Below are 18,237 nucleotides of genomic sequence, written 5' to 3' on the forward strand. Positions count from 1 at the left end.
ATCCGTCACTTCGGATCCGCCCCGAACCACGCCCTGCCCGCTCAGGCCCCCGGTCCGCCGCCGGGGCCGGGACGGGTCAGGCGCGCCTTCCCTGTCCGAACTCGCCGCCCGTGTCCTTGCCGGTGCCGGTGTCCATGCCGTCCGCGTAGTCGATCTTCTCCTTGCGGACTTCGGCGGAGACCTCCTTCTGTTCGGTCACCCGGTCCCGTTCCAGCCGTACGCGTTCCACGGCCACGGCCTCCTTGCGCACGGTCGCGCGCTCCGCGTGCAGGGTCACCTCCACGTCCTGCTCGCCGATGGCGGTCCGACCGGTCACCTTCTCGCCCGGGGCCAGCGGCTCCCGGACCACGCGTACCTCCTCGTGCGAGACGGGCACCGTGCGGGTGACCTCCTCCGTCACGACGTACTTGTGCAGGCGGGCCCTCCCGCTCTCGTACTCCTCCGTGCCGACGCGCAGCTGCTCCTCGGAGCGGATGAGTTCCTCCTGGCCGGCGAGATCGGCCTTCGACATGTCGGGAGCGGAGCGCTCCGCTCCGGCGCCCACCAGCGGCCGGGTTCCAGCCGCGGCGTCGGCGTCCCGGTGCTTGCCGGCACCCGGCATGCCCGCGGTACCGCCGGTCGCCTTGCCGGTACCGGTCGTGCGGGCCGCGGCGCCCGCCGCCCCCGCACCCGCGGCGGCGCCGGCCGCGCCACCCATCGCACCCGTACCTGCCGTCGTCCGGCCGTCCGCGCCCATGTTCGTACCCGCGGTACTCCTGGGCTTCCTCGTGAGTCCGTAGTGGCGGTAGAGCTCTTCCTCCTCGGCGACGGAGAGGTGGGCGTCCGCGTCCACCCGGGGAGCGTCCTTCACGCTCTCCTTCGGGTGCGCCACGTGCAGGTCCGAGCCGACCCGACGGGCTCCGGCGAGCGGAACGAAGCTCTCCTTCATCCCGAACATGCCGGTCTTGACCGTGACCCAGTCGGGCTTGCCGGTGTCGTCGTCGACGTACACCCGGCCGACATTGCCGACCTTCTCGCCCCCGTTGTCGTAGACGGTGAGACCGTCGAGCTCTCCGGAATCCGTGAAACCGTCAGCGGCTGCCATGACCGATGCCTCCTCGCCCGGACGCGTCCTGTGGTGGGTCCACTCAGGTGCGGCACGCCCGGTTCCATCGCGCCTCACCCGGATGGCCCCTGCAACCCACCGGCCGTCCGGGCCCCGGCGGTCAGGGCGCGTCGCCCCCGCCCCGGCCCGTGCCCGCCGGGAAAGGTGACCCGGGCCACGCGTTAGGCCATACGGGTGACGGCCCCGGTGACGGGCCGGTGAGGACCCCGGCCGGGACACCGGGCGGGCGGTGCCCCACGGGACCGGGGCCCCGCATAGGATCGACCGGCCATCGTCGTCCGCACCGGCGGGCCGTCCGCAACCGGCCGCCGCCGCACACCCCGGGAACCGCCATCACCTCCGTCCCCCTCCAGCTCCCGGCGCCGCGCGGGCTCCTGCGCACCCGGCACGAGGACGGCCACCGCCTGAGCCATCTGGTCTGGCGGCTGGCCCCCGGCAGCCGCGTCTGCAGCAGCGCGGTCCTGGGCGGCGGCATCGGCAGCCGCGCCTGGATCCTCAACGCCCAGGTGCCCGGCGGCTACCCGAGGCTCGACCCCGACCTGCACCTCGCGCAGATCGCCGCGGCGGAGGGCCTCGAAGGACCGGGCGCCGGACTCATGACCGCCGCCGACGTGAGCGCGTACACCGAGGCGCACGACGAGGGGGTGACGGCCACCGTCACCAGCGGCCTCGGCGTCCGAGGGTGGGCAGCCGCACCGGCACCGGGGGCGGTCGGCCCGCTGCCGGCCGGGACGGTCAACATCGTGGTCACACTCCCGGTAGCCCTCAGTGACGCCGCCTTGGTCAACGCGGTCGCCACCGCCACCGAGGCGAAGGTGCAGGCGCTCCTGGACGCCGGACTCGACTGCTCCGGCACCCCCACGGACGCCGTCTGCGTCGCCGTGCCCGCCCCGGGGCCCGAGGGTGCGCAACCGTTCGCCGGACCCCGCTCGCTCTGGGGCGCACGCCTGGCGAGGGCGGTGCACGCGGCCGTGCTCGAAGGCGCGCCGGCCCACCCGCGCGAGGGACGCGAGAGGAGCCGTCCGGCCGGTGGGCCCGGGGCCGCCCGCGGATGACGGCCCGCGGGTCGGCCGCCCTCAGACCACCGTCACAGGGTGGCGGACCACCGCGTCGAAGAGGTACCCCTGCGTGTTGTGCGCGGTGGTCTCCGGCTGGGTCCGCCCGGACCGGTCGGTGGCCCGTGCCAGCAGGACGCCCGGCCCGGTGCGGTCCGGCACCCACGGGGTGGACCACCGCACCCAGCTCCCCGCGCGCGGCTCGTCGTGCAGCCGGGCCCGCCGCCAGCGGACACCCCCGTCCGTGCTGACCTCCACCGACCGGACCGGGGCTCCGCCCGACCAGGACCTTCCCGTCAGGCGGACCGGCCGGTGCGCGGTGAAGGACGCGCCGAGCGGAAGCTCGAAGGCGCTCTTGAGCGTCTGCCGGGTCAGCGGCGCGCTGCCCTCGGCGGGATAGCCCGGTCCGAACAGCCGGTAGAGCGTGGTGTTCCACGGGGACACCAGCGGCTCGGCGCTCACCTCGATGTCGCCCACCCACTTGATGTTGGCGATCCCCACCCACGAGGGCACGACGAGCCGCACCGGAAAGCCGTGGTCCGGCGGGAGCGGCTCACCGTTCATCTCGTAGGCGAGCAGCACGTCGTCCAGTGCCTTGGACACCGGCAGCGGCCGCCGTACCCGCCCCAGGTTCGTCCCGTCGGTCACGACCTCCGCGTCCAGGCCGCGCGGCAGCACGTCGACGGCGTGCCGGCCGATGCCCGCCCTGCGCAGCACGGTACGCAGCGGCACCCCGCGCCAGCGCGCCGTCCCGATCGCGCCGAGCGTCCACGCCGTGCCGCTGACCTGCTGGTTCTGCTGGGAGGCGTAGAAGCTGCGGCCGTTGCCCGCGCACTCGACGAACGCGGTCCGGGTGACGGACGGCAGGGCGCGCAAGGCGTCGTACGAGAAGTCCACCGGGCCGCCCGTCAGCCCGTCGCCCCAGACGGTGAGCTTCCAGTCGGCGGCCTCGATACGGGGGGTCGCGGTGTGGTTGCGCACGAAGAAGCGGTCCGTGCCGGTGAGTACTCCCGTCCCGCGCAGCGCGGCGAAGTTGGTCTCCGCGTTGGTGCCCCGGATCGTGAACAGGTCAGCGGGCAGCGGCTTCACCACACCGGGCAGCGACTCCGCCGCGTACGCGGGTGCGGCGGCCGAGGCCAGCGGAACGGCCACGGAGGCGGCGGCAAGAAGCCTCAGCAGATCCCGCCGGTCGATGCCGGCGGACCGTGCCCGGCCACCGGCCCACTGGCGCATGCGCGTCCGGTCGTACGCGGACTCGGTCGGTGGTGCGTGAACCACGAGTGCTCCTCGGATGCGGAGATAGGGGTACCGACGCGGCTTCGCCGCGGGCCGGTTACGGACCGTAGGGCGAGCCGCGCAGGTCGGGAAGGCGCTCGCCCGACCCGCCACGAACCTGCAACGTGGCGGCAACACCGGGGCACCGGCCGTGCGTCGTCCGGGCGCGCTCCCCGGATGTTTCCTGTCGCGCGGGCCGGTCGGGGGGCGAAAGGCTTTGCCCGGAACCCCGCACCGCACCGAACATGGCGCCATGACCTCACCCACCATCACAGCGGCTGCCTCGGGCACCTGGACCCTCGGCGACCGGACGGTCAACCGGATCGGTTTCGGCTCCATGCGGCTGCCGCAGACGGGCGCCGCGTTCGACCCCGACGCCGCCCCGCGCGACCGCGACCAGGCGATCGGCGTGCTGCGCCGGGCAGTCGAGCTCGGCGTCAACCACATCGACACGGCGGCCTTCTACTTCTCGCGCCTGCGCTCCGCCAACGAGCTGATCAACCGGGCGCTCGCGCCCTATGCGGACGACCTGGTCATCACCACCAAGGTGGGCCCCGGCCGGGCCCCTTCGGGCGAGTGGATCCCGCACGCGACCCCGGAACGGCTGCGCGAGCAGGTCGAGGAGAACCTGCGCCAGCTCGGCCGCGACCATCTCGACGTCGTCAACCTCCGTGTACTGGGCGCGGATTCGATCGCCGAGCGCTTCGGTGCGCTCGCCGAACTGCGTGAGCGTGGACTCATCCGCCACCTGGGCATCTCCAACGTGCGCCCCGAGCACCTCGCCGAGGCACGGAAGATCGCTCCCGTGGTGTGCGTGCAGAATCTCTACGGCATCCAGGTGCGCCCCGACCAGGACGAGTTCGTCGACAGGTGCGGGGAGCTGGGCATCGCGTTCGTGCCGTTCTACTCGATCGCCGGAGCCGGTCGCGACAAGGGCGCCGGTGCCGAGCCGGAGCGGGACGAGGTGGCGGAAGTCGCGCGGGCGCACGGCGCGAGTGCCGCCCAGGTCCGGCTGGCATGGACGCTGCACCGCGGCCCGCACGTGCTGGCCATCCCCGGCACCGGAGATCCGGCGCACCTGGAGGAGAACGTGGCCGCCGGGGCCCTGCGTCTGACGGAGGAGGATCTGGTCCTGCTGGACGCCGCCCACCACGCGGCCACCCCGCCCGCCGGGACCTGACCGCACCGAGGCCGTTCGCCACCCCGCGTCCCCGTCCGCTCCGCACGGGCGCCGGGAGAGCGGCACGTGCGAGGGGCGCGACCGGAAGGCCGCGCCCCTCGCTCTCCCCTCCCGGACGGTGCCCGTCCCGCCGGGGTCACTCCTCGGTGAGCATTCCGTCGCGCAGCTTGCGCAGCATCCGGCTGAGCAGCCGGGACACGTGCATCTGGGAGATGCCCAGTTCGGCCCCGATCTGGGCCTGCGTCAGCTCCTGGCCGAAGCGCATGTCGATGATCCGGCGTTCCCGCGCGTCCAGCCGGTCCATGAGCGGGGCGAGCGCCTGGAGGTTCTCCACGCCCTCCATGGCGGAGTCCGGTTCGCCGAGCACGTCGGCGAAGGTCCGGCCGTTCGTGTGCGGGCGGCCCGATTCACCGCTGTCGGTGGGCATGTCGAGCGAACCCGCGGTGTAGCCGTTCGAGGCGACGATGCCCTCCGTGACCTCCTCGGGCGTCAGCTCCAGATGGTCGGCGAGTTCCTGGACCGTCGGGTCGCGGTCCAGCTCGACGGCGAGGAGATCCTTGGCCTTGGCGAGGTCGACCCGCAGCTCCTGAAGCCGCCGGGGTACGTGGACGGCCCAGCTGGTGTCACGGAAGAAACGTTTGATCTCGCCGACGATGTAGGGCACGGCGAAGGAGGTGAACTCCACTTCGCGCGAGAGGTCGAACCGGTCGATGGCCTTGATCAGCCCGATGGTGCCGACCTGGACGATGTCCTCCATGTCCCCGCTGCCCCGGTTGCGGAACCGGCCGGCGGCGAAGCGGACGAGAGAGAGGTTCATCTCGATCAGCGTGTTCCGCGCGTACTGATACGCGTGAGTGCCCTCTTCCAGCTCCTGGAGGCGGTCGAAGAAGACGCGCGAGAGCTGACGTGCGTCCTGAGGGGCGACCTTCCCGGCGTCCTCGATCCACGGGAGCCCGTCCGTCACCTCCGCTCTGTCCGCGCTGGTGATCCGTGCCGTGTGTGCGGTCATCCCGTCACGCTCCCCTTGGTCGAAGGCCCTCAGGTAATGGCACCTTCCCCGGGCCCGGGGGCTCATGCGCCGTCAGCGAAAGGGATCGGGAACGGAGTTCGGAATTGGCCTGGAAGCGCCGGTGTCAGCGCGGACCCGCTGTCACCGGCGGGGCCGAGAGCCCGTCGGCGTACAGAACCGCCCCACCGGTACGGGGGAGCCCGGTGGGGCGGTCGCCACCAGAGTGCCACAGGTGGGCGCCGCGAGGAGGCGTACCGGCCAGGCTTCCTCCGTCCGTGACGATGCCCACCGTCCGAGCGGGGAATATCCGGATCGCCGCGGGCGCTTTTCGCCAGATGCGGTGTCACGGTCCGGCGCCGCGCCCACCGAGGAACACCGGAGCGAGGAAAGCATGTCCGAGGTCTACGTCACCGATCACCGCGGAGCCCCCGCGAGCAGGGGGAGCGGCACGGTGGGCGCACCCGCCCCCGCGCGGGCGAGTTCCGGTCGTCCCCTCCACCCCCTGGACAACCCGTCTCTCTCCGCACTGACCGGCAACCAGGCGCACTTCGCCGAACGTCTCGGACGCGTCGCGCGCTTCCCCGCCGACGTGGCGCCCTGGTTCGCGCTGCCCCAGGAGCCCGACGCGCAGGACTGGGCGGACGCCGCCGCACTCGCCGGGCCCGGCGCCACGGTCGCGCTCATGGGCGTCCAGCAGGCCCCGCCCCGGGACTGGGAGATCGAATTCGAGATCGAAGGTGTGCAGCTGACCGGCGAGGGGCTGCGCCCGGAGCCGTACCCCGAAGCGGTGCTCCTCGGCGCCGACGACGTACCGGACATGCTGGACCTGGTCGACCGCACCCGTCCCGGCCCCTTCCTGCCGCGCACCGTCGAACTCGGTACGTATCTGGGCGTCCGGCGTGAAGGGGTACTGGTCGCGATGGCGGGGGAGCGGGTGCGACCGGCGGGCTGGAGCGAGATCAGCGCGGTCTGCACCGACGAGTCCGTTCGGGGCCAGGGCCTCGCGACCCGGCTGGTCCTGGCCGTCGCCCACGCGATCACGGAGCGCGGTGACATCCCGTTCCTGCACGCCGCGGCCGAGAACACCGGGGCGGTCCGGCTCTACGAGTCCCTCGGCTTCCGCCTGCGCCGCACCACCGTGTTCCGGGGCGCGACGACCCCGTCCGTCCTGCCCGCCCCGGTGACCGGAGTCTGACGGCGGACCGCTGTGCCCCGGCCCGTACGCCACGGCGGCCGGGCCGGGGCCCCGCCCCGTACGCACGGGCGGAACGCCGTGGCGACCCGGCCGTGCGCAGCGGTCAGGAGGCCGGGTCGACCAGGCGGAACATGCCGGTCATGTCGCCGGGCGTGAACCCCTCGTCCGTGTAGAGCGCCGCGCCCTCCCCGGTGGAGAAGAGCCCGACGAAGGCGGGCGCGGGCGCGGTGGCCCGCACGTGGTCCAGGAGCCGGCGCAGCAGCAGTCTCCCGATCCCCTCACCCTGACGGGAGGGGATGACCGCCAGGTCCTGCACGTAGAAGTAGGAGACGCCGTCGCCCACCAGGCGTCCCATGCCGATCACCTCCTCGCCGTCCAGCGCGACGACACCGGCCGTGGAGCCGGCGAGGGAGGCGGCCAGGAAATCCCAGGAGAAGGCGTGGGACCAGCCCACCGCCTCCGCGATCCTCCGGTGTTCGTCCACGGTGGGCAGCCGGTCGACCAGGACGAGGTTGGTGCGTGTCATGGGACGGATTATCCGACGAGCTCGTCGAGGGGTATCCCGCCGCCCTCCAAAAGTCCCGGTGCGACACGTGTCCCACTGCGACATTTTTGGGTGTACGGTGCAGACATGAGCACGGAACAGAGGGAACCGGAGAGGCGGGGCCGCAAGGCACGCCGGACCCGGGACACGCTGGCCCGCGCCGCGTTCGAGCTCGTACTCGACCGGGGCCTGCGCACGGTGACGGTCGAGGAGATCGCGGAAGCGGCCGACGTCGACCGGCGCACCTTCAGCCGGTACTTCCGGAGCAAGGAGGACGCGGTCCTCGACGCCGTACGCGGCGACGGCGACCGCATCAACGAGGCCCTGCGCGCCCGGCCCGCCCACGAGCCCCCGCTCACCGCCTACCGGCGTGCCGTGCTCGACTGGCTCGACGACACCGCCGCCGGGCCCTGGCACCTGCGCCCCCGGATCTTCGACCTGCTGGTCATGGCCGAGGAGGAGCCGACCCTCTACGCGGCGTACCACCACATCCGGGTGGACGCCCAGGAGGAATCCGTCGGCATCCTCGCGGACCGGCTCGGCGTGGACCGCCGCGAGGACATCCGTCCCGCGGTGACGGTCGCCGCGGGGGCCGGAGCCCTGCTCGCCGCGCAGGCCGCTTGGGTCCGCGGAGGTCTCCCGGCGGCCCTGCCCGAACTCGTGGTCCAGGCGTTCGACGCCCTCTCCTCGGACCTTCTGACCCCGGCCCCACAAGGGCCGGAGCACCGCAGCACCACAGAAAGAAGCACCACGTCATGAGCACTGACCTCTCCACTTCCTACGCGACCGAGTTCACCGGCAAGGTCGCCCTGGTCACCGGCGGTGCCTCCGGCATCGGTCTGGCCCTGTCGCGGCGCCTCGCGGCCGGCGGCGCGGCGGTCGTTGTCGCCGACTACGACGAGGAGAGCGCCCGCAAGGCCGTCGCGGAGTTGACCGCCACCGGTGCCCGCGCCGCCGCCGTCCGCCTCGACGTCACCGACCCCGCCTCCGTCGAAGCGGGCGTCCGGTTCGCCGTCGACACCTTCGGCGCCCTGCACCTCGCCGTGAACAACGCCGGCATCGGCGGCCCCGCCGCCCCCACCGGCGAGTACGCCGTCGAGGACTGGAACCGCGTCGTCGCCACCAACCTCAGCGGCGTCTTCCACTCGATGCGCTACGAGATCCCCGAGCTGCTCAAGACCGGCGGCGGTGCCATCGTCAACATCTCCTCCATCCTCGGCACCAACGGCTTCGCCCAGTCCCCGGCCTACGTCGCCGCCAAGCATGGCGTCGTGGGCCTGACCAAGACGGCGGCCCTGGAGTACGCGGCGCAGAACATCCGCGTCAACGCCGTGGGCCCGGGCTTCATCGACACCCCGCTGCTGCGCAACACCGACGGTCCGGCGCGCGACCACCTGATCTCGCTCCACCCCGCGGGCCGTCTTGGCACCTCGGAGGAGGTCGCCGAGCTGGCCGCGTTCCTGCTCTCCGACCGCGCTTCCTTCGTCCATGGCAGCTACCACCTGGTCGACGGCGGCTACTCCGCCTCCTGACCACCTCCTCCTGGACACGCTCCAGGGGGCGACGGGGGCACAGCAAGAGGGGCGCGTCACTCGCGGACCGGCCGAAACCCGGCCGGACGCGGCGGCGGGCCCGGTACAGAACAGAGGGAGAACCATGAAGGCAGTTCAGTACCGCACCGTCGGCGCGGCACCCGAGGTCGTAGAGATTCCGAAGCCCGTGCCCGGACCGGGACAGGTCCTGCTGAAGGTCACCGCGGCCGGTGTCTGCCACTCCGACATCGCCGTGATGAGCTGGTCCGCCGAAGAACTCACCTACCCGCTGCCGCTCACCCTGGGCCACGAGGGCGTCGGCACCGTCGTCGAGCTGGGCGAGGGCGCGCAGGGCGTCTCGGTCGGGGACAACGTCGCCGTCTACGGCCCCTGGGGCTGCGGTACCTGCGTGAACTGCGCCGAGGGCCGGGAGAACTACTGCCTGCGCGCGGCGGAACTCGGCATCATGCCGCCCGGCCTCGGCAACCCCGGCGCCATGGCCGAGTACATGATCGTCGACGACACCCGCCACCTCGTCCCGATCGGCGATCTCGACCCGGTCAAGACGGTGTCCCTGACCGACGCCGGGCTCACGCCCTACCACGCGATCAAGCGCTCGCTGCCGAAGCTGCTGCCCGGTGCCACCGCCGTCGTCATCGGCACCGGCGGCCTCGGCCACGTCGCCATCCAGCTGCTGCGCGCGATGACCGCGGTCAAGGTCATCGCCCTCGACGTCACCGAGGAGAAGCTGGAGCTGGCCCGCAAGGTCGGCGCCCACGAGACCGTCCTCTCCGACGAGAACGCCGCCGCCAAGGTGCGCGAGCTCACCGGCGGGACCGGTGCCAAGGTCGTGCTGGACTTCGTCGGCGTTCCCCCGACCGTGAAGACGGCCGGAGAGGTCGCCTCCGTGGACAGTGACGTCACCATCGTCGGCATCGGCGGCGGTCTCCTGCCCGTCGGCTTCGGCGTTCTGCCGTTCGCCACCTCGGTCACCGCGCCCTACTGGGGCTCCCGCAAGGAGCTCGCCGAGGTCATCGAGCTGGCGCACGCCGGCGCCGTCGACGTCCACGTCGAGACGTACTCCATCGACGAGGCGCCGCTCGCCTACGAGCGCCTGCACGACGGCAAGATCAACGGCCGGGCGGTCATCCTGCCCAACGGCTGACACACACCCCGGGCCCCGTCCGTCCTCCCCCCGGGACGGGCGGGGCCCGGTCCCTTCGTCGCTCGTACGAGGCTGGTACGAGTACGGAGCACTCCGACGCGGGCCGCCGAACCACGGCGACGGCCCGCGTCGGCTTGTCCGGGAAGCGAAGCGCTGTCCCGGAGCACGGAACGGCCCCGAGACCGCCCCCGGAGCCACCGTCGCTCGTCGTGCCGCGTCCGTCCGGTGCGCGACGTGCCCCTGCGGGGCGAGTCCGGGGGCTACGGGGAAAACCGGGGGCTGCGGGGAAAGCCGGGGGCTACGGGGCGATCCCGGCGGCGCGTTCGTCACCATCCGCCCCACGCCTCCAGGCACGCCAACGGCTGTCCTCCTCCTTTCGCTGGGCGGCAACGCCAGGAATGGCCTCGACGGCCTCGGCGGGGCGGTGCTGTCCGATCACCAGGTCGGCGAGGGACGCGATGTCGAGTCTTCCGGTGGACGTCCGCAGGAGTGCGATCGCTTCGTCCTCGCGGCCGCCCTGGACCAGCAGACGGGCGACGGTGGTGTCCCGCTCACCGGGCTCCAGCCCGGACGCCGCCGCCTCGACCTCGACGATGGCTTCGGCGCAGCGCCCCGATTCTCCCATCAGCCACCACCGGGTGGAGGGAACCCAGTGGGCGCTCTCCGCGAGGAACTCCGGGCTGCGTTCATCGAGGAGTTCCAGTGCCCGATCGTGGAGCCCATGCTCGGCGAGCATGAGTACCGCCGGTTGCAGCAGCCCGTCCCACACGTCCTCGAACGTGGACCGCACCGATTCCACGGCGTCATCGGTCCTGCCTTGCCGGGCCAGCAGCTCCATGAGGAGTGACTGAAGCCCACTCGGGTACTCGGTGGCCTCGATCCACTCACGCAGCATCGCCTCGGCTTCGCGGGCGCTTCCCCTGCCCTCCAAGGCTGTCACCAAAGGCCGGCGGGCCCAGCGGCCGTGCCCGGCCGCGACCGCCTCACGCAGATCCTCGATCCGTCCGTGCCGGGCGAGAAGTTCCGCAAGGGCCTCCGCCGTATTCCCACAGCCGACCTGGTCTTCGGCCACGGCAGCGCCCAGGACGCGCATCGCCTCGTCCACCCGGCCCGACCTTTCCAGAACCCGGGCCCGCAAGAGCGGTGCTTCCCCTCGCGTGCCGCCGCGCGCGCACAGAACCAGTCCTCACGTTCGTCGGCGGCTCGCACCACCACGTCCAGGTGTCCGTACGCGAGAAGGGACTCCACCGTCTGCGGGAAGACTCCGCCGAGGTGGCGGTTCTGCCACGCAAGATCGTCAACGTTCACGGAGCACAGTCACCACGCCCGCAGCCAGGGCCGGTGGCAGATCCCGGGCCCTCCGGCCCGCACCCGCCGTCATACTGCGGCCATGGGATTCGCCGCGCTGCTCACGCTCCCCACCCTCGTGGTCGGTCTGACCGTGCTCGCCTTCGTCGACCAGCTGATGCTGCGTGGCTCCCGCGCCGGTGTCCTGCCCTGGCGGAACGGCGCCCGACAGGGACAGGTCTCCGCGACCGGGTTCGAGCAGCTGCACGCCACCTTCTCGCCCGGCAAACAGAGCGAGCTGAAGGAACGCACCAGCGCCCTGCTGATGCGTGACGACGAGGAGGACGGCGCCCCGCCGCACCGGTCGACCGTCGACCTGGACGGCGGCCGGGCGGTCATCCGCCTGCCGGGCTCGGCCCCGGGGCGCGACTGAACGTGGCGGTCCGCCGTATTCCCCAAGACGCCCGTCGGCCCGTTCGCCTACACTCGCGCCATGGGTTCGTACTTCTACTTCCGCTGATCCGCTCCGGCGGGGACCGTCGCGGCACCGCGCCGAGCGCGCTGCCCCGAAACCGCCGGCCGACCGGAATCAACTCCCGCCGCACGCCCGTCCCGACGGCCGCGTCCGGGTCCTCCCTCAGCGAAAGCATCAGATCCCCATGCCCGCATCGCACGACCGCTCCCAGATCACTCTCCGGGATGTCACGCTGGCCTACGGCGACCGGGTCGTCCTGGCGGGCGTCTCCCTCACCGTCGGGGGCGGCGAACACGTCGCCGTCATCGGTGAGAACGGCTCTGGCAAGTCGACCCTGCTCCGGCTCATGTCCGGTGCCGAGGCCCCGGACGCCGGGGAGGTCGTCACCCGGTTCCCCGGCGGGGTCGGCCACCTCGCCCAGACCCTCGCCCTGGCTCCGCACCACACCGTGCAGGACGCCGTCGACACCGCCCTCGCCGAACTCCGCGCCCTGGAACACCGGATGCGCGAAGCCGAGGCCAGGCTGTCCGGGCCCGCCCCGGGAGCTGCGGACCTCGACGCCTACGGTGACCTGCTGACGATCTATGAGGACCGTGGAGGGTACGAGGCCGACGCCCGCACCGACGCGGCGCTGCACGGCCTCGGGCTCGGGCACCTGACCCGCGACCGCCCCCTAGCCACCCTCTCCGGTGGTGAACAGTCCCGGCTGGCCCTCGCCTGCGTGCTGGCCGCCGCACCGGAGTCGCTCCTGCTCGACGAGCCGACCAACCACCTCGACGTGCCCGCCGTGCGCTGGCTGGAGGACCACCTGCGCGCCCACCGGGGCACCCTCGTGGTGGTCACCCACGACCGCGCGTTCCTGGAGGCCACCACCACCGTCGTCCTGGAAGTGGAGCGCGATCGGCGCACCGTCACCCGCCACGGCGACGGCTGGCAGGGCTACCGGACGGCGAAGGCCACGGCTCGGCGCCGCTGGGTGCAGGAGCACCAGGAGTGGCTCACCGAACTCGCCCGCGCCGAAGAGCTGGTGGAATCCGCCGGCCGACGGCTCCGCTCCTCCGGCAAGGACCCGGCGGAGGGATTCGGCAAGCACCGCCGCTCGCACGACGCCAAACTCTCCGGCAGGGTCAGGGCCGCGCGGACGCGCCGGGACGCGCTGCTCGCCGCCCCCGTGCCCCCGCCGCCGGAGCCCCTGCGCTTCACGGTGGATCTCTCCCTCGCGACCGACGCCACGGGGGCCACCGACCCCGCGGCCGGCGTGGAGGCCATCGACGGCATCGAGGCTACGGACGGCATCGACGCCATCGGCATCCCGGCGCCCGTGCTCGCGCTGGAGTCCGTCTCGGTGGGGGAGCGACTGCGCCTGCCCGCGCTCGACGTGCTGCCCGGGCAGCGTCTTCTGGTCGCCGGCCCGAACGGGGCGGGCAAGACCACCCTGCTCAGGGTGCTCGCGGGCGACCTCGCCCCCGACTCCGGGACGGTCGCCCGACGGGGCCGCGTCGGATACCTCCCCCAGGAGCTGCCGGCCCGGCTGACCCGCCGCTCACTCCTCACCACCTACGCGGCCGGCCGGCCCGGCGCCCCCGAGGAGTACGCGGGGGACCTGCTCGCCCTCGGACTGTTCCGCGCCGAGGACCTCGGCGTCCCGGTGTGCGACCTCTCCGTCGGCCAGCAGCGCAGACTCGCCCTCGCCCGGCTGGTGACCCGGCCCGCCGACGTACTCGTCCTGGACGAACCGACCAACCACATCGCCCTCGACCTGGTCGAGGAACTCGAAGCCGCGCTCGCCGAGTACGAGGGAGCGGTCGTCGTGGTCTCCCACGACCGGGCTTTCCGCAGCCGGTTCACCGGGGACGTGCTGGAACTGCGCGACGGACGTCCCGTCGGCGCCTGACGGGCGACGGCCGGAGCGTGGTGCCGGCCTGGCTCGCGACGGGTCCCGGCGGCGGTCCGCCGGACCCGCCCGAGCGGTGCCGGACACCGCCCGCCCGGGGCAGGGGAACGAGGGAACCGCCTCAAGCGTGTTGCGAAAGTCCCGCCTGTCCTGCGACGCCTTCGACACACGCCCTACCGCTCCAGGTGCGCCAGCAGCCGTTCCACGAAGACCCGCTGACCGGTCACCAGCCGGGACGCCGCCTGCTCCGGGGTGCACCAGGCGACCCGGTCGATCTCGGGGAACTCCTGGACCACCCCGGAGCCCCTCGGCCACTCCATGGCGAAGGTGCCGTACACCGCATCGGCCGTGTCCACCTCGCCCTCCACCGCCCAGATGACCACCGTCTTGCCGCTCGCCTGGCGGGACTGGCCCAGCGGCACCCAGAAGCCGTCCGGTACCGGGAGCCCGACCTCCTCCTCGAACTCCCGGCGGGCCGCGGTCTCCGCCGCCTCGCCCGGCTCGTACTCCCCCTTGGGGATCGACCACGCGGCGTCCTCCTGGCCGGCCCAGAACGGGCCCCCCATGTGCCCGAGCAGCACCTCCACACCTCTCTCGTCCGTCCCGGTCCCGGTCCGGTAGAGAAGGACCCCCGCACTGCGCTTGCTCATCGACATGTCGTCAATTCTCTGTACATCACGCTTCCGCCGCCACCGGTTCGGGCATACCGGGCGTCCCGGAATCGGCCGGTCGCAGGGTTCGCGGGACGCGGGTGCCGGCGCCTCGCCGCGCCCCGGGGCCGCCGTGCCCCGGCCGTACTCCGTCGTCCCCGCCGTCACTCGCGCCCCCTGGCGCTGCCGGGGCGCCCCCGGCATGCTGTCCGCCACCAGAGCGTGTTCCGGAAGTCGCGCCTGCCCGCCCTCCGGCCGGACGGAGCCGCGTCCGGACCACGCCCCGGCGCTGATGAACCGTCCAACCCGCCTTTCAGCAGGAGGACTTGTGCGTCGACGTCCAGGGCCCGCCGTCCGCTCCGCGCGGGCGTTCGTGCTGTTCGCCACCGTCTGCGGGGTCGCGGTGGGGGTCGTTTCCCCCGCCGCGGCCGACACCACACCCGACCCCCACCCGCGCAACGCGGCCGAGGTCCTGAGACCGGTGGCCCCGCCGGGTGCGAGTGCCCCGGCGGGCGCCGGGCGATCCGGCGGCCCCGTCATCGACGATCACGGCATCGAGACCGCCCGCACCTCCCGGCCCGTAGCTCCCGGCGTCGGCCTCACCTCGTACGACCGGCTCGAAGCCGACAAGTGGCTCCGCGTCGACGCGCTCACCGTGGACCTGGGCAAGGACGTCCGCGCCGACTACCTCTCCACCGGGAAGGTCAGCGAGCGGCGTACGGTCTCCGAGCTGGCGGCCGGCCACGACCCCGGGGCGGGCCGTCGCACCGTCGCCGCCGTCAACGCCGACTTCTTCGACATCAACGAGACCGGCGCGCCGCAGGGACCCGGCGTCCGGGACGGCGCCCTCGACCATTCGCCCGCCGCCGGCTCCTCCCACGCGGTCGGAATCGGCGCGGAGAACGCCGGGCGGATCCTGGACCTGTACTTCGAGGGCACCCTCACCCTGCCCTCCGGCGACCGTCCACTCGGCGCCTACAACGCCGCCAACGTCCCCGCCGGCTCGGTGGGCGCGTACACATCCGCCTGGGGCGAGGCGGACCGCGCGCTGACCGTGGACGCGGCGCGGCCGGTCGCCGAGGCCGTCGTACGCGACGGCCGGGTGGTCTCCGTGTCGTCGGCACCCGGCAGCGGGCCCGTCCCCGAGGACACCACCGTCCTGGTCGGACGCGAGGCCGGGGCGGAACTCCTGACGGCGCTGAGGCCGGGCGACCCGGTCGGGCTGACGTACCGGGCGCGCACCGGCGACGACGGGCCGCTGCCGCGCACCGCGGTCGGCGGGCGCGAACCGCTCGTGGTGGACGGAGTCGAGCAGAACCACGACGGGGAGGGCAACAACACCGCGGCGCCCCGCACCGCGGTCGGGTTCTCCCGGGACGGCCGCACCATGCACGTCCTGACCGTGGACGGCAGGCAGGCCGACAGCGGCGGGGCGACCCTCACCGAACTCGGCCGGATGATGCGCGAGGCCGGTGCCTTCAGCGCGCTCAACCTGGACGGCGGCGGCTCCTCCACCCTGGTGGCGCGCGAACCGGGCACCGACGCCCTCCAAGTGGAGAACAGCCCCTCCGACGGCAGCGAACGCACCGTCCCCAACGGCCTCGCCCTCACCGTGCCGGACGGCAGCGGCGCCCTCACGGGCTACTGGGTGGAGACCCGCACGTCCCCGGCCGCCGCTCCGGGGGACGACCCCGTCGCGGGCGGCCACCCCGACCGGGTCTTCCCCGGCCTCACCCGGGCCCTGACCGCCGCCGGGTACGACGAGACGTACGGACCGGCGGCAGGCACCCCGCACTGGCGCACCACCGCCCCCGGCGTCGGGACCATCGACGCGCGGGGATTGTTCACCGCCCGGCACGGCGGCACGGCCGAAGCCGTCGCCGAGCGGGGGAGGGCCCGTGGCTCGGTCCGGCTCACCGTGCTCGACGAACTGGCCCGCGTCAGCCCCACGACCGAGCGCCTCGGTCTCACGGGCGAAGGCGCCACCGGCACCTTCGGCATCGTCGGCTCCGACGCCCACGGTGACAGCGCCCCGGTCGAACCCCGTGACGTCACCCTCGACTACGACCGGGCCCTCTTCGACGTCCGGGACGACGGGCGGGGCTCCTTCACCGTCACGGCCCGCGCCGGTCAGGGCGCGGCGGGCCTCATCACCGCCTCGGTCCACGGCGCCACCACCGTGTTGGCCGTCACGGTCGGCCTCGCCGACCAGGCGGTATCCGGCTTCGACGACGCGGACACCTGGAAGTTCAGCCAGGCGCGTGCCGAGGGCTCGCTGGCCGCGACCGAGGACGGGCACACCGGCACCGGGCTGAAGCTCACCTACGACTTCACCCGGTCCACCGCGACCCGCGCCGCCTACGCGGCCCCGCCGCAGCCGGTCGCGGTCCCGGGCCGTCCCCAGTCCTTCACCCTCTGGATCGACGGGGACGGCAAGGGCGCCTGGCCCACGCTCCATCTCAAGGACGCCGCCGGATCGGACCAGCTGCTCCGCGGCCCGTACGTCACCTGGACCGGCTGGCGGCAGGTCACCTTCGCGGTGCCCGCCGGAGCTCCGACGCCGCTCTCCGTGTACCGCTTCTATCTGGCCGAGACCGCCGCCGCCGCGCAGTACACCGGGGGGATCGTCATCGACGACCTCGTGGCCCAAGTGGTGCCGGCCGCCGACCTGCCCGCCCGGGAGCCGGTGGCCGACCCGCTGATCGACACGGCGGCCGTCACCGAGAGCCGCGAATCCCGGTTCGCGGTGATGTCGGACGCGCAGTTCGTCGCCCGCGACCCCGGCAGCGCGATCGTCGCCCAGGCCCGGCGCACCCTGCGGGAGATCAAGGCCGCGCACCCGGACTTCCTCGTCATCGACGGTGACCTGGTGGACGAGGGGGCGCCCGCAGACCTCGACTTCGCCCGTCGGGTGCTGGACGAGGAGCTCGGCGACGACCTGCCCTGGGCCTATGTGCCGGGCAACCACGAGGTGATGGGCGGCTCGATCGGCGACTTCACCGACCGGTTCGGCCCCGCCCACCGTACGTTCGACCACGGGGGCACCCGCTTCATCACGCTCGACACCTCCAGCCTGAGCCTGCGGGGCGGCGGATACGCGCAGATCCGCGAGTTCCGTGAACAACTGGACGCTGCGGCCACCGACCCGGCCGTCGGGTCCGTCGTGCTGATCGAGCACGTACCGCCGCGCGACCCCACGGTCCAGAAAGCCAGTCAGCTGGGCGACCGCAAAGAGGCGGCCCTCGTGGAGGAGTGGCTCGCCGGGTTCCGCCGTACGACCGGCAAGGGGGCCGCCTTCATCGGCGGGCACGTCGGGGTGTTCCACGCCTCGCACGTCGACGGCGTGCCCTACCTCGTCAACGGCAACTCGGGCAAGACCCCCTCCGGCCCGGTCGACGAGGGCGGGTTCACCGGCTGGAGTCTGGTCGGCACGGACCGGGTCACACCCGCCGAGCAGGCGGCCGCCCGGCAGCGGCCCTGGGCGGGCGGGCCCGACTGGATCTCCGTACAGACCCGGGCCCACGTCGACGACCTCACCCTCGACGCCCCCACCACGCTCGCACCGGGAGACAGGGCCGAAGTGTCCGCCCTGATCACCCAGGGCGCTCGTCAAGTGCCGGTCGCCTTCCCGGTGAGCGCCGACTGGACGGGGTCGCCGAACCTGCGGATCGGGGAGGCCGCCGGCGCGCGCGGCAGGCCCGCCGCCCTCTTCGACCCGGCCACCGGCACGCTGACCGCCCTGCGTCCGGGCAACGTCACCCTCGCGGTGACCGTCGACGGCGTCACCCGCGCCGCCCGCCTCACGATCGCCGCGGAGGGCGCCGGGCGGCCGGCGGCCTGACCCGCGGGGCAGGCGGGCGCGGGGCCATCC

15 protein-coding genes are annotated in these 18,237 nt (G+C 73.5%); 9 read left to right on the top strand and 6 right to left on the bottom strand.

Annotated elements, in window-relative coordinates; genetic code table 11:
* Positions 1–76: 76 nt before the first annotated feature.
* The gene (locus ACFWEP_RS17380; RefSeq protein WP_387371103.1) at positions 77–1,084 is read right to left on the bottom strand and encodes a PRC and DUF2382 domain-containing protein; all 1,008 of its coding nucleotides are present in this window, start codon (positions 1,082–1,084) and stop codon (positions 77–79) included.
* A 353-nt stretch (positions 1,085–1,437) separates the two neighbouring features.
* On the opposite strand from ACFWEP_RS17380, the gene ACFWEP_RS17385 reads away from it, so the two are divergent.
* Complete coding sequence (locus ACFWEP_RS17385; protein ID WP_387371127.1) at positions 1,438–2,160, top strand: adenosylcobinamide amidohydrolase; 723 nt, start codon at positions 1,438–1,440, stop codon at positions 2,158–2,160.
* A 21-nt stretch (positions 2,161–2,181) separates the two neighbouring features.
* Here ACFWEP_RS17385 and ACFWEP_RS17390 read toward each other — a convergent pair whose 3' ends face one another.
* Entirely contained in the window at positions 2,182–3,393 is a 1,212-nt protein-coding gene (locus ACFWEP_RS17390; RefSeq protein ID WP_387371129.1) for a sulfite oxidase, read from the bottom strand.
* A 295-nt stretch (positions 3,394–3,688) separates the two neighbouring features.
* Here ACFWEP_RS17390 and ACFWEP_RS17395 point away from each other — a divergent pair, with 295 nt between their 5' ends.
* On the top strand, positions 3,689–4,615 hold the full coding sequence (locus tag ACFWEP_RS17395; protein ID WP_387371105.1) for an oxidoreductase: 927 nt from the start codon (positions 3,689–3,691) through the stop codon (positions 4,613–4,615).
* Positions 4,616–4,751: 136 nt separating this feature from the next.
* On the opposite strand, the gene ACFWEP_RS17400 is transcribed toward ACFWEP_RS17395, so the two are convergent.
* Positions 4,752–5,624 carry an RNA polymerase sigma factor SigF gene (locus ACFWEP_RS17400; RefSeq protein WP_387371107.1) on the bottom strand — a complete coding sequence of 291 codons (873 nt, stop codon included), beginning with the start codon at positions 5,622–5,624 and terminating at the stop codon, positions 4,752–4,754.
* Between the two features lie 391 nt (positions 5,625–6,015).
* Here ACFWEP_RS17400 and ACFWEP_RS17405 point away from each other — a divergent pair, with 391 nt between their 5' ends.
* Positions 6,016–6,819 carry a GNAT family N-acetyltransferase gene (locus ACFWEP_RS17405; protein WP_387371109.1) on the top strand — a complete coding sequence of 268 codons (804 nt, stop codon included), beginning with the start codon at positions 6,016–6,018 and terminating at the stop codon, positions 6,817–6,819.
* Positions 6,820–6,922: 103 nt separating this feature from the next.
* On the opposite strand, the gene ACFWEP_RS17410 is transcribed toward ACFWEP_RS17405, so the two are convergent.
* Positions 6,923–7,345: a GNAT family N-acetyltransferase gene (locus ACFWEP_RS17410; protein WP_387371111.1), complete on the bottom strand. Its 423-nt coding sequence runs from the start codon at positions 7,343–7,345 to the stop codon at positions 6,923–6,925.
* Positions 7,346–7,450: 105 nt separating this feature from the next.
* Here ACFWEP_RS17410 and ACFWEP_RS17415 point away from each other — a divergent pair, with 105 nt between their 5' ends.
* The 3 genes from ACFWEP_RS17415 (at position 7,451) to ACFWEP_RS17425 (ending at position 10,060) form a co-directional block, all read left to right on the top strand.
* Positions 7,451–8,122, top strand: coding sequence for a TetR family transcriptional regulator (locus tag ACFWEP_RS17415; RefSeq protein ID WP_387371113.1), 672 nt, complete (start codon positions 7,451–7,453; stop codon positions 8,120–8,122).
* Entirely contained in the window at positions 8,119–8,895 is a 777-nt protein-coding gene (locus ACFWEP_RS17420; protein WP_387371115.1) for an SDR family NAD(P)-dependent oxidoreductase, read from the top strand. The genes ACFWEP_RS17415 and ACFWEP_RS17420 overlap by 4 nt, the downstream gene beginning before the upstream one ends.
* A gap of 124 nt (positions 8,896–9,019) precedes the next feature.
* On the top strand, positions 9,020–10,060 hold the full coding sequence (locus ACFWEP_RS17425; RefSeq protein ID WP_328723342.1) for an NAD(P)-dependent alcohol dehydrogenase: 1,041 nt from the start codon (positions 9,020–9,022) through the stop codon (positions 10,058–10,060).
* A gap of 298 nt (positions 10,061–10,358) precedes the next feature.
* Here ACFWEP_RS17425 and ACFWEP_RS17430 read toward each other — a convergent pair whose 3' ends face one another.
* Entirely contained in the window at positions 10,359–11,165 is an 807-nt protein-coding gene (locus ACFWEP_RS17430; protein WP_387371117.1) for a hypothetical protein, read from the bottom strand.
* Positions 11,166–11,450: 285 nt separating this feature from the next.
* Here ACFWEP_RS17430 and ACFWEP_RS17435 point away from each other — a divergent pair, with 285 nt between their 5' ends.
* Entirely contained in the window at positions 11,451–11,780 is a 330-nt protein-coding gene (locus ACFWEP_RS17435; RefSeq protein WP_387371119.1) for a DUF6191 domain-containing protein, read from the top strand.
* Positions 11,781–12,006: 226 nt separating this feature from the next.
* Positions 12,007–13,716, top strand: coding sequence for an ABC-F family ATP-binding cassette domain-containing protein (locus ACFWEP_RS17440; RefSeq protein WP_387371121.1), 1,710 nt, complete (start codon positions 12,007–12,009; stop codon positions 13,714–13,716).
* 173 nt (positions 13,717–13,889) lie between these two features.
* Here ACFWEP_RS17440 and ACFWEP_RS17445 read toward each other — a convergent pair whose 3' ends face one another.
* On the bottom strand, positions 13,890–14,372 hold the full coding sequence (locus tag ACFWEP_RS17445; RefSeq protein WP_387371123.1) for an NUDIX domain-containing protein: 483 nt from the start codon (positions 14,370–14,372) through the stop codon (positions 13,890–13,892).
* A 286-nt stretch (positions 14,373–14,658) separates the two neighbouring features.
* Between ACFWEP_RS17445 and ACFWEP_RS17450 the strand changes: the two genes are divergently transcribed.
* On the top strand, positions 14,659–18,207 hold the full coding sequence (locus ACFWEP_RS17450) for a phosphodiester glycosidase family protein (protein WP_387371125.1): 3,549 nt from the start codon (positions 14,659–14,661) through the stop codon (positions 18,205–18,207).
* Positions 18,208–18,237 lie beyond the last annotated feature (30 nt).

The organism is Streptomyces sp. NPDC060198 (genome assembly GCF_042728415.1).
Lineage (GTDB): Bacteria > Actinomycetota > Actinomycetes > Streptomycetales > Streptomycetaceae > Streptomyces.

What these genes read in the sequence shown, in the direction of transcription:
- ACFWEP_RS17380 (WP_387371103.1), bottom strand. Translation starts at nt 1,084, where the DNA reads ATGGCAGCCGCTGACGGTTTCACGGATTCCGGAGAGCTCGACGGTCTC.
- ACFWEP_RS17390 (WP_387371129.1), bottom strand. Translation starts at nt 3,393, where the DNA reads ATGCGCCAGTGGGCCGGTGGCCGGGCACGGTCCGCCGGCATCGACCGG.
- ACFWEP_RS17395 (WP_387371105.1), top strand. Translation starts at nt 3,689, where the DNA reads ATGACCTCACCCACCATCACAGCGGCTGCCTCGGGCACCTGGACCCTC.
- ACFWEP_RS17400 (WP_387371107.1), bottom strand. Translation starts at nt 5,624, where the DNA reads ATGACCGCACACACGGCACGGATCACCAGCGCGGACAGAGCGGAGGTG.
- ACFWEP_RS17405 (WP_387371109.1), top strand. Translation starts at nt 6,016, where the DNA reads ATGTCCGAGGTCTACGTCACCGATCACCGCGGAGCCCCCGCGAGCAGG.
- ACFWEP_RS17410 (WP_387371111.1), bottom strand. Translation starts at nt 7,345, where the DNA reads ATGACACGCACCAACCTCGTCCTGGTCGACCGGCTGCCCACCGTGGAC.
- ACFWEP_RS17415 (WP_387371113.1), top strand. Translation starts at nt 7,451, where the DNA reads ATGAGCACGGAACAGAGGGAACCGGAGAGGCGGGGCCGCAAGGCACGC.
- ACFWEP_RS17420 (WP_387371115.1), top strand. Translation starts at nt 8,119, where the DNA reads ATGAGCACTGACCTCTCCACTTCCTACGCGACCGAGTTCACCGGCAAG.
- ACFWEP_RS17425 (WP_328723342.1), top strand. Translation starts at nt 9,020, where the DNA reads ATGAAGGCAGTTCAGTACCGCACCGTCGGCGCGGCACCCGAGGTCGTA.
- ACFWEP_RS17435 (WP_387371119.1), top strand. Translation starts at nt 11,451, where the DNA reads ATGGGATTCGCCGCGCTGCTCACGCTCCCCACCCTCGTGGTCGGTCTG.
- ACFWEP_RS17440 (WP_387371121.1), top strand. Translation starts at nt 12,007, where the DNA reads ATGCCCGCATCGCACGACCGCTCCCAGATCACTCTCCGGGATGTCACG.
- ACFWEP_RS17445 (WP_387371123.1), bottom strand. Translation starts at nt 14,372, where the DNA reads ATGTCGATGAGCAAGCGCAGTGCGGGGGTCCTTCTCTACCGGACCGGG.
- ACFWEP_RS17450 (WP_387371125.1), top strand. Translation starts at nt 14,659, where the DNA reads ATGAACCGTCCAACCCGCCTTTCAGCAGGAGGACTTGTGCGTCGACGT.